Genomic DNA, 7,736 nt, shown 5'->3' with positions numbered 1-7,736 from the left:
GGCTCGCCGCCGGCGGCGTACAGGAAGAGGGTGGCGCGTTCGTCCGCGCACAGCCGCAGCGCGTCGGCCAGCGCGGTCAGCGTCCGGGAGTCCAGGGGCGGCGGGCGGGCGATCGTGCGTGCGCGGCGGCCGTGGGTCAGCAGCCGGTGGCCCAGATGTGGGAGTCGCCCCGGTCGTTGGCGGCGCCGTTGTAGCCGACCTCCTGGCCGGGGGCGAGGCAGATCGTCATGGATCCGCCCTGCCAGGCGGATTCGTAGACCTGGACGTAGTCCTTGATGCCCGGTCCGGAGATGCCGTGGTTGGCCCAGGAGGAGTCGGTGTCGGCGATCCAGCTCTCCCACCAGCCGTCGTCGCCGCTCCAGTTGGCCCGTTGGCCGCCGAAGTTGGCGTCCTGCCACACACAGAAGTCTCCGGACGGGCACTCGGCGGCGGCGGCGGGCCCGGTCAGGACCAGCCCGCCCGCGAGGGCGAGCACGGCGGCGGCAGCGGTGGAGCCGAGGAGTCGCTTCATGAAGCGTCGTTGCCTTTCTTCTCAGTGAGGGTGTTCTCGGAGCGGGTGTTCTCGGTGGTGGTCTTCTGGGTCGTGGTCTTCTTGGTCGTGGTCTTCTGGGTGACGGCGGACAGTTCGGCTGCCCTCCGCAGCGCGCGGGCGCGCAGCTGTTCGTACGCGACGACCTGGTCGCGGTGGAGGACGCGTACGGTGGCCAGCTCGGCCGGTTCGAGCCGGGCGCGGACGTCGGCGAGTCCGCTCTCGCGGGTGCAGCGCGCGGCGACGACCGGATCCGGGCGACCGGCGCGCGGGCCACCGGCGGGCGCGGCACAGCGGGTCCAGCGGTCGAGGGCGGCCCGGTGCGCGGGGTCGTCCTTCATCCGGGCCTGGGCCTCGGCGCGCAGGTTGTCGACGGTGACCTGAGCACGGAACCAGCGGTTCTGGTCGCCGTAGAGCGTGGCGCGGGCGCCGGCGAGACAGCCGTCGCTGTTGGCGGTGACGGTGAGGCCGGTGGCGAGGGTGAGGGAGAGCTCCCTCGGGTCCTTGCCGAAGAGGGCGGCCTGGAGCCGGATGTCCTGGGAGGCGGGGGCACGCGCCTGGTTGACCGGGGGCAGCGAAAGGCCCTGGCCGTCGAGGCACTCGGCGACGAGCCGTTGTTCGGCGGCTTCGAGGAGCCGGTCCTGTTCCTGCCTGGTGGTGCGCGAACCGGTCTGCGCCGCGCCGGAGGGAGCGGGGCGCACGGTGGCGCAGCCGGCGAGGACGAGGGCGGCGGCCGCGGTGACGAGGGCGCGGCGGAGCGTGTGGCGCATGGTTCCCCCAGGTGGCGGGCCCGGACGGTGGTGGCCGGCGGGATGGGTGCCACCGGTTTCGTGGCGATCAATGCCCGGTGCCGGTCGGGCCATGCGGGGAGCGCGGGCGACTCACTCGAAGGGGTCGAACGCGCCGGAGCGCGCGCCGTTCACGGGCGGGTGGGCGCCCCTGCTGCGGATACGACACAGCCCCGGTTGGACGGGGGATTCCAACCGGGGCCGTTTGCCGTGACGCGGGGAAGGGCGGTCACCTCACGGGGGGAACCTGGGGACCGGGCCCCTTCGGCGTCACATACAGATGAACGATAAACCTTCACCGCTTGTTCCGGTGTGTCCCCTGTGCCGGATGTGAGTCACCTCACCCCGTTTGATGCCTTCGGCCCTCTCTCGGACGCCCTGCCGGTCCTCCTCTAGTCGTCCTTCTCCGGGCGGTAGACGACGCCGGCCTCGGCCTTGCCCGGGGCGAGCAGCTGAGGAACGGTGACGAAGGTGTAGCCCCGGCGCTTGAGCTCGTCGATGATGCCGGGCACGGCCGGGACCGTTCCCTCGTAGATGTCGTGGAGCAGGATGATGCCGTCGCCGTGGGCCTGGTCGAGCACGCGCTGCCGGATGAGCGCGGAGTCCTCGGTGGAGTAGTCCTTGGCGGTGATGCTCCACAGCACCTGGGCGAGGCCGAGGTCGCGGGCCACGTCGGAGACGGCGTCGTCGGTGCGGCCCTGCGGCGGGCGCATCAGGGTGGGCTTGCGGCCGGTGATCTTCGCGATGGCGTCCTGGGTGCGGGAGAGCTCGTCGCGGACCTCGGTGGCGTCGAGGTCGGTGAGGATGCGGTGGCTCCAGGTGTGGTTGGCCACCTCGTGACCCTCGTCCGCGATCCGCTTGACGACCTCGGGGTAGCGGTCGACGTGCTTCTTGCCGAGCAGGAAGAAGGTGGCCGGGACCTTCTTCTCCTTGAGTATGTCGAGCAGGTGCGGGGTGTTCTTGCCGGGTCCCGCGTCGAAGGTGAGGGCGATGCACTTCACCTTGGCGCAGTCGACGGTGGCGCGGGCGGCGTCGGCCGCCTTGGCGTTGCCGCGCGCCTCGCCGGGCGTGACCGTGTCGGCGGAGCAGCCGCCGAGGGTGAGGATCAGCGACGTGGCGGCGAGGAGGGCGAGCGCCGGCCCCCGGCGACGGCCCGGCCTGGTTCGGAACATGTACAACCTGCTTTCCCCGAAGATGGTTCGACTGCCGAGGCCCGCGCCTGGTCATGGCGGGGCCCTGCGGCTCGTTCGAGCACTCTACACACGGTGTATAGCCGGGGGTGGCAAGGGGGTCGCGGGGCGCGCCGGGCGGCGGGACACCGCGGGGCCTGTCCGCCTCCGACCCGTCGGACAGGCCCGTCGGGGGCACAGGGGCATGGCGACCCCGGGCGGCGCCCGTCCGCTCCGCCCGGGGGTACTGAGGGTGCCCGTCAGCGTGACGCGAGGAGGAGGCGGGCCTCGGTCTCCTGGTCGCCGGAGACGGACTGCAGCGACTCGATGTCGAAGCTGCGGGCGAGCACCTTCTCGACCTCGTCGACCGCGCGGTAGCCGCCGGTGAGCGTCGCCCCGACCTTCCCGGTCAGCCGCGGGGGCGAGGTCTGTTCGTGCCGACCGCCGGCCGTGTCGAAGGTGGCCATCCAGACGGTGGTGGCGGGCGCGGTGGCCGCCTGCGGACCCGGCCCGGCCATGTCCTCGAGCTGGTAGGCGTGGTCGAGGACCTCGAAGACGGCCTGGGCGTCCTCCCGGCAGCATTCGCTCAGCTGCACGGTGACGTCGGTGTCGATGTGCAAGTCGTACACGTCGCTCATCTCCTCGGTTGCCGCTTCCAGCATCCCTCTCGGCGGGGCGTCCCGCGAGGTTCGTGCCACCGTGGAGGGGGAAACGTACGAGCGCGGTGCGGGAGGCGGACGGGAGGCCGGTCGTGGGCGGAGAAGCGCAGGGGGCCGACGGGCCCGAGCGGCCCGAGGAGCCGGAGCAGACCGAGCAGACCGAGGGCCCGGACGCCGGGGAGCCGGACGCCGACGGACTCGTCATGGGGCGCCACGAGACGCCGAACGAACGGGCGGACCGGCGCTGGACCGATCTGATTCAGGAGATCCGGGTCGCCCAGACGGGCGTACAGATCCTCTTCGGTTTCCTGCTGACCGTCGTCTTCACACCGCGCTTCGCGGAACTCTCGGCCGGCGACCGCTCGATCTACATCATCACCGTCACGCTGGCCGCCGCGGCGACGGGGCTGCTCATCGCACCCGTCTCCTTCCACCGCATCGTCGCGGGCCGCCGGATCAAGCCCCGGGCGGTGATCTGGGCCTCCCGGCTGACCTTCGCCGGCCTCCTGCTGCTGCTCTTCAGCGTGGGCGCCGCACTGCTCCTCGTCCTGCGCGTGGCGACCAGCGCCGCCTACGTCCCCTGGCTGGTGGCCGGCCTGATGGCCGGGTACCTGCTGTGCTGGTTCGCGCTGCCGCTGTGGGTCCGCCACCGCCACACGGACGAACCGCACGACTGAGGTCGGCCCGCCGCGGTTCAGTCCGCCGCGCCCAGCTCGGCCAGATGCGCGTGCAGCACGTCCAGGCACGCCGGCGGGTCGAGGAGCTGGGGGTGCAGGACGCCGCTGAGACCGAGGCCGTCCAGCAGGGCCGTCAGCCGCTCGGTCTCCAGGTCGAGGTCGAGGCCGGCCCGGAGGGCGCCCGCGGCGTCAAGCCGGGCGAGCACCCTGCGTACGAAGCGGCGCGCGCCCTCCGCGGTGAGGCGGGACAGGTCACCGAAGGCCGGGTCGGTGCGGGCGGCGGTGTTGAAGTCCAGGAAGACCGTGACCTCGGCGCGGCGGCTTTCGTCGAGCGGGAGGAGCTCGGCGAGGAGGCCGGCCGCGAGCGGCAGCTGCTCGGCGCGCGGGCGCTGCCCCAGGTCGCCGATCCGCTCGACGTGCGCGAGCAGCCGGGCGCCGAGGCGGTCGAGCATCGACTGCATCGCGAATCGCATCAGCTCCTGCTGGCTCGCGAAGTAGTGGCGCAGCGAGCCGATGTTGAGCTGCGCCTCGTCGGCGACGGCGCGCAGCGAGGTGCGCTGGAGGCCGTCGCGGACCACGACGCGGAACAGCGCGTCGACGACATGGCGGCGGCGGGCGTCCGGATCCACCTGCTTGGGCATGGAGCCTTTTTATCACGCGTGTGATACAACTGGATTTATCACAGGCGTGATAAATCCTTTGGAGGGTCTCATGGAGACAGTCCTCAACCTCATGCTCATCCGCTTCGGCCTGATAGTGGCCGGCCTGGTCGTGCTGGCACTGCTCGCCTTCGCCGTAGCCCTGCACTTCAAGCGCAGGGGCCGCCTCGACGACATCCGGCGCTACGCCGATCCCGCCGTGAAGGCCGCTGTCCGCGCCGCCACCCGTCGCCTCGACGGCCCCCGGGGCGGCACCTCCTCGCGGCGACGCCCGGACGGCCGCCGGTGATCACCCTCGCCACGGAGTCGTCGGAACTCCTGACCCACCTGCTGGTCGACCGGGCGATCAAGGTCGTCATCGTGGTGGCGGCCCTGACCGTGCTGGCACTCGGACTCCGGACCGTCTGGCGCCGGGCCGGCCGCACGAACAAGCCCCGGAACTGACCTCGCCCGCCTCGGGGGCCTCCCTCCGGTTGGTGGCGCCGCGGCCGGCAGGCCGGCCGGCGCCACCGGGCCGAACACGACGACCTCCGCGTCCCGTCAGCGGAGACGAGGCGAGGGCCCGGCGCACCCGCGGCCGGGCCCCCGGCCGGTCCCCGGTGGCCCTCTTCGCCCACCGTTTCAAGGACGGCCCGCCCGCGACCAGGGCTGACACCCGCAGTCGCTCGGGTAGCGAGGGTGAATCGGCGGGTGCGGACGGGCGCTCACATCCTCGGCCGGTCATGCCGCGGGGCAATCCTGTCCCCCGGAGTCCTCGAACGTCTTCCGACGTCCTCCGGTCATGCCATGAGGAGGCCGACATGGGGTGCTTCCGCACCGCCGCGCTGGCGACCACCGCGCTGCTCGCCGCAGCCGTGCCCGCCGCCGCCCCGCACGCCTGGGCGGAGGAGCCCACGCCCTCGAACCGTACCGTCACCCAGGAGCCGGGCCACCCCACCATCCTGTATCCCCACCGGGGAGGGACGGCGGCGGCGTACTGCCCGGAGGGCACGACGCCGTCAGGAGGAGGCGCGACGGTCGAGAGCGACCCCGAGAGCGCGGTGTTCCTGAAGGACTCGTTCCCTGACGGCCGGCGCTGGGTGGTGCGGGCCTTCAACGAATCCGAGGAGGTTCAGACCCTGCATCCCAGAGTGATCTGCACGACGGACGCGATCACCCAGCTGGTCGGACCGGACATGCCCCTCGAGCCCGGGGAGCCGAACAACCCCTCCGAGATCTCCTGCGGCAACGACAGATTCGTCGTGGGCGGCGGAGCCGCAGCAGGCGACCGTACGTACCTCAGCGCGACGGACTCCTCCGACATCAGGGCGTGGCACGCGCGGGCCAAGTACACGAACTTCGACCCGGCGGCCCCCTTGTCGTACGTGCGGGCCTTCGCCACCTGCTCCGACAAGGAGCCCACGTACAAGTTCAGCGACACCGTGAAGCTGGAGGCCGGGCATGTGGGCGTGGCCCACGCGGAGTGCCCCGCCGGGCTGGTCCCCACCGGCGGCGGCGGATCCGGCGGCCTCGACGTCCTGTTCAACTCCTCCAGCCCCACCGCGACGGGCTGGACCGTCCGGGCCACGAACACGGGCTTCGGCCAGTTGTCCCTCTACGCCTCGGTGGTCTGCGGCGCCCCCTAGCCGGTCACCACGGAACCATGCTGATGCCCTGGCCGGCCCGGTCCGCGGAGGATCACGGGCCCCTCAGGCCCCTTCCTTTCGGCCACTCGCCAGGACCTGCCCGACCGTGTCGGTCTCGGACGCCCGCTTGTCCGGGCGATGGCGGAGCACCCGGGCGAAGCGGAGCGTGACGCCGGCCGGGTAGCGGGTGGAGCGCTGAAGGCCGTCGTAGGCGATCTCGACGACGAGTTCGGGGCGGACGCGGACGGTGAAGCCGTCGTCGGAGACGGCGAGTTCACCGAGCCGCTCGGTCTGCCAGCGGAGCATCTCGTCGGTGAGGCCCTTGAAGGTCTTGCCGAGCATCACGAACGTGCCGTCGTCGGCCAGGGCGCCCAGGTGCAGGTTGGAGAGCAGTCCGGTGCGTCGGCCATGGCCCCATTCGGCGGCGAGGATGACCAGGTCGAGGGTGTGCACGGGCTTCACCTTCAGCCACGTGCGGCCGCGCCGTCCCGCGACGTAGGGCGCGTCGAGCGCCTTGACCAGGACGCCCTCGTGGCCGCGGGCCAGGGTTTCCCGGAAGAACGCCTCGGCCGCGTCCACCGCCGCCGGGTCCGCCGAGTCGGCGACGACGGCACGGCGCACCCGCAGCGGCTCGGGCAGCAGCCGCGCGAGCACGGCGTGCCGTTCGCTGCCGGGCCGGTCCACCAGGGGCTCGCCTTCCGCCGCCAGCACGTCGAAGAAGACGGGCGACAGGGGCAACGCGGCCTGTGCCGTTTCCACGTCGACGCGCGAGCCGACCCGGGACGCGATGTCCTGGAAGGGCATCGGGCGGCCGGTCGCCGGGTCGAGGGCGATGACCTCGCCGTCCAGGACGAACGGGTCACCTTCCGTGGCCCGCGCAATGGCGACCACCTCGGGGAGCCGGTCGGTGATGTCGTCGAGGGAGCGGGTGTGGACCCGGACCTCGTCGCCACGCCGGTGCACCTGGATGCGGATGCCGTCGAGCTTCTCCTCCACCACGCAGGGCCCGAGGGCCGCAACGGCCTCGGTGACGCTCCCCGCCGTGTGCGCGAGCATCGGCTGCACGGGGCTGCCGACCCGCAGCGTGAACCGGTCGAGGGCGGCCGGCCCTTCGGCGAGCACGGCCCGCGCGACCCGGGGCAGCGAGCCCTCCAGCATCACGGCGCGCCGAAGCTCCGCGGGCGCGACCGACGCCGCACTGGCGACACCTTCGAGGGCGACGGCGTCCAGGGCGCCCTGGCGGACCTCGCCGGAAAGCAGCCGGATCAGGAACTCCTGTTCGGGCAGCGTCGCCGCGGCGAGCAGCTCGCGCACGAGCCCGAGCCGCCGGGCGTGCGCGCCGGCGCCGGAGACGCCCGCCAGTTCCGTCATCGCCGCGTCGGTACCGGTCAGGGTGAGCAGTGGCTGCCCGGCGGGCGGCACCGCCGGCGGCAGGACGTTCTTGAGCACGCTCCAGCCGACCCCGATGCGCCCCTGCGGGAGCCGCCCGGAGAGATAGGCGATGACCAGCGGGCTCTCCTCGGGCTCGGCCTCCGCGAACAGTTCGGCGAGCAGAGCGGTCTTCCGCGACCGCGCCGACGTTGCGGCGACCTGCCCCGACACCTCCGCGACCCGGGCAAGGAGCATGCGC

General features: G+C 72.8%; 10 protein-coding genes. 4 read left to right on the top strand and 6 right to left on the bottom strand.

Annotation, left to right across the window (positions count from 1 at the left end; translation table 11 throughout):
- Positions 1 to 136: 136 nt before the first annotated feature.
- The 4 genes from ACWEV0_RS13675 to ACWEV0_RS13660 all read right to left on the bottom strand — a co-directional run bounded on the left by ACWEV0_RS13675 (position 137) and on the right by ACWEV0_RS13660 (position 3,124).
- A complete protein-coding gene (locus tag ACWEV0_RS13675) occupies positions 137 to 511 on the bottom strand; it encodes a peptidase inhibitor family I36 protein (protein ID WP_453149306.1) in 375 nt (124 codons plus the stop codon).
- The gene (locus ACWEV0_RS13670; protein WP_453149305.1) at positions 508 to 1,299 is read right to left on the bottom strand and encodes a hypothetical protein; all 792 of its coding nucleotides are present in this window, start codon (positions 1,297 to 1,299) and stop codon (positions 508 to 510) included. Before ACWEV0_RS13670 ends, ACWEV0_RS13675 begins: the two co-directional genes overlap by 4 nt.
- A gap of 410 nt (positions 1,300 to 1,709) precedes the next feature.
- Complete coding sequence (locus ACWEV0_RS13665; protein WP_453149303.1) at positions 1,710 to 2,489, bottom strand: polysaccharide deacetylase family protein; 780 nt, start codon at positions 2,487 to 2,489, stop codon at positions 1,710 to 1,712.
- Positions 2,490 to 2,746: 257 nt separating this feature from the next.
- Positions 2,747 to 3,124, bottom strand: a complete 378-nt coding sequence (locus tag ACWEV0_RS13660; protein ID WP_453149322.1) for a hypothetical protein — start codon at positions 3,122 to 3,124, stop codon at positions 2,747 to 2,749.
- Between the two features lie 224 nt (positions 3,125 to 3,348).
- Here ACWEV0_RS13660 and ACWEV0_RS13655 point away from each other — a divergent pair, with 224 nt between their 5' ends.
- On the top strand, positions 3,349 to 3,822 hold the full coding sequence (locus ACWEV0_RS13655) for a DUF6328 family protein (protein ID WP_453149320.1): 474 nt from the start codon (positions 3,349 to 3,351) through the stop codon (positions 3,820 to 3,822).
- A gap of 17 nt (positions 3,823 to 3,839) precedes the next feature.
- Here the strand turns inward: ACWEV0_RS13655 and ACWEV0_RS13650 are convergent, their stop codons facing one another.
- Positions 3,840 to 4,463, bottom strand: coding sequence for a TetR/AcrR family transcriptional regulator (locus tag ACWEV0_RS13650; protein ID WP_453149301.1), 624 nt, complete (start codon positions 4,461 to 4,463; stop codon positions 3,840 to 3,842).
- A gap of 70 nt (positions 4,464 to 4,533) precedes the next feature.
- Here ACWEV0_RS13650 and ACWEV0_RS13645 point away from each other — a divergent pair, with 70 nt between their 5' ends.
- The 3 genes from ACWEV0_RS13645 to ACWEV0_RS13635 all read left to right on the top strand — a co-directional run bounded on the left by ACWEV0_RS13645 (position 4,534) and on the right by ACWEV0_RS13635 (position 6,106).
- Positions 4,534 to 4,770 (top strand): hypothetical protein, encoded by a 237-nt coding sequence (locus tag ACWEV0_RS13645; RefSeq protein WP_453149299.1) that lies wholly within the window; start codon positions 4,534 to 4,536, stop codon positions 4,768 to 4,770.
- The gene (locus ACWEV0_RS13640) at positions 4,767 to 4,925 is read left to right on the top strand and encodes a hypothetical protein (protein ID WP_453149297.1); all 159 of its coding nucleotides are present in this window, start codon (positions 4,767 to 4,769) and stop codon (positions 4,923 to 4,925) included. The genes ACWEV0_RS13645 and ACWEV0_RS13640 overlap by 4 nt, the downstream gene beginning before the upstream one ends.
- 356 nt (positions 4,926 to 5,281) lie before the next feature.
- On the top strand, positions 5,282 to 6,106 hold the full coding sequence (locus tag ACWEV0_RS13635; RefSeq protein ID WP_453149296.1) for a hypothetical protein: 825 nt from the start codon (positions 5,282 to 5,284) through the stop codon (positions 6,104 to 6,106).
- A gap of 63 nt (positions 6,107 to 6,169) precedes the next feature.
- On the opposite strand, the gene ACWEV0_RS13630 is transcribed toward ACWEV0_RS13635, so the two are convergent.
- A complete protein-coding gene (locus ACWEV0_RS13630; RefSeq protein WP_453149294.1) occupies positions 6,170 to 7,732 on the bottom strand; it encodes an ATP-dependent DNA ligase in 1,563 nt (520 codons plus the stop codon).
- Positions 7,733 to 7,736 lie beyond the last annotated feature (4 nt).

The sequence above is a fragment of the Streptomyces sp. NPDC003943 genome, from assembly GCF_053605265.1.
This window is presented reverse-complemented; position numbering and strand designations above follow the sequence as displayed.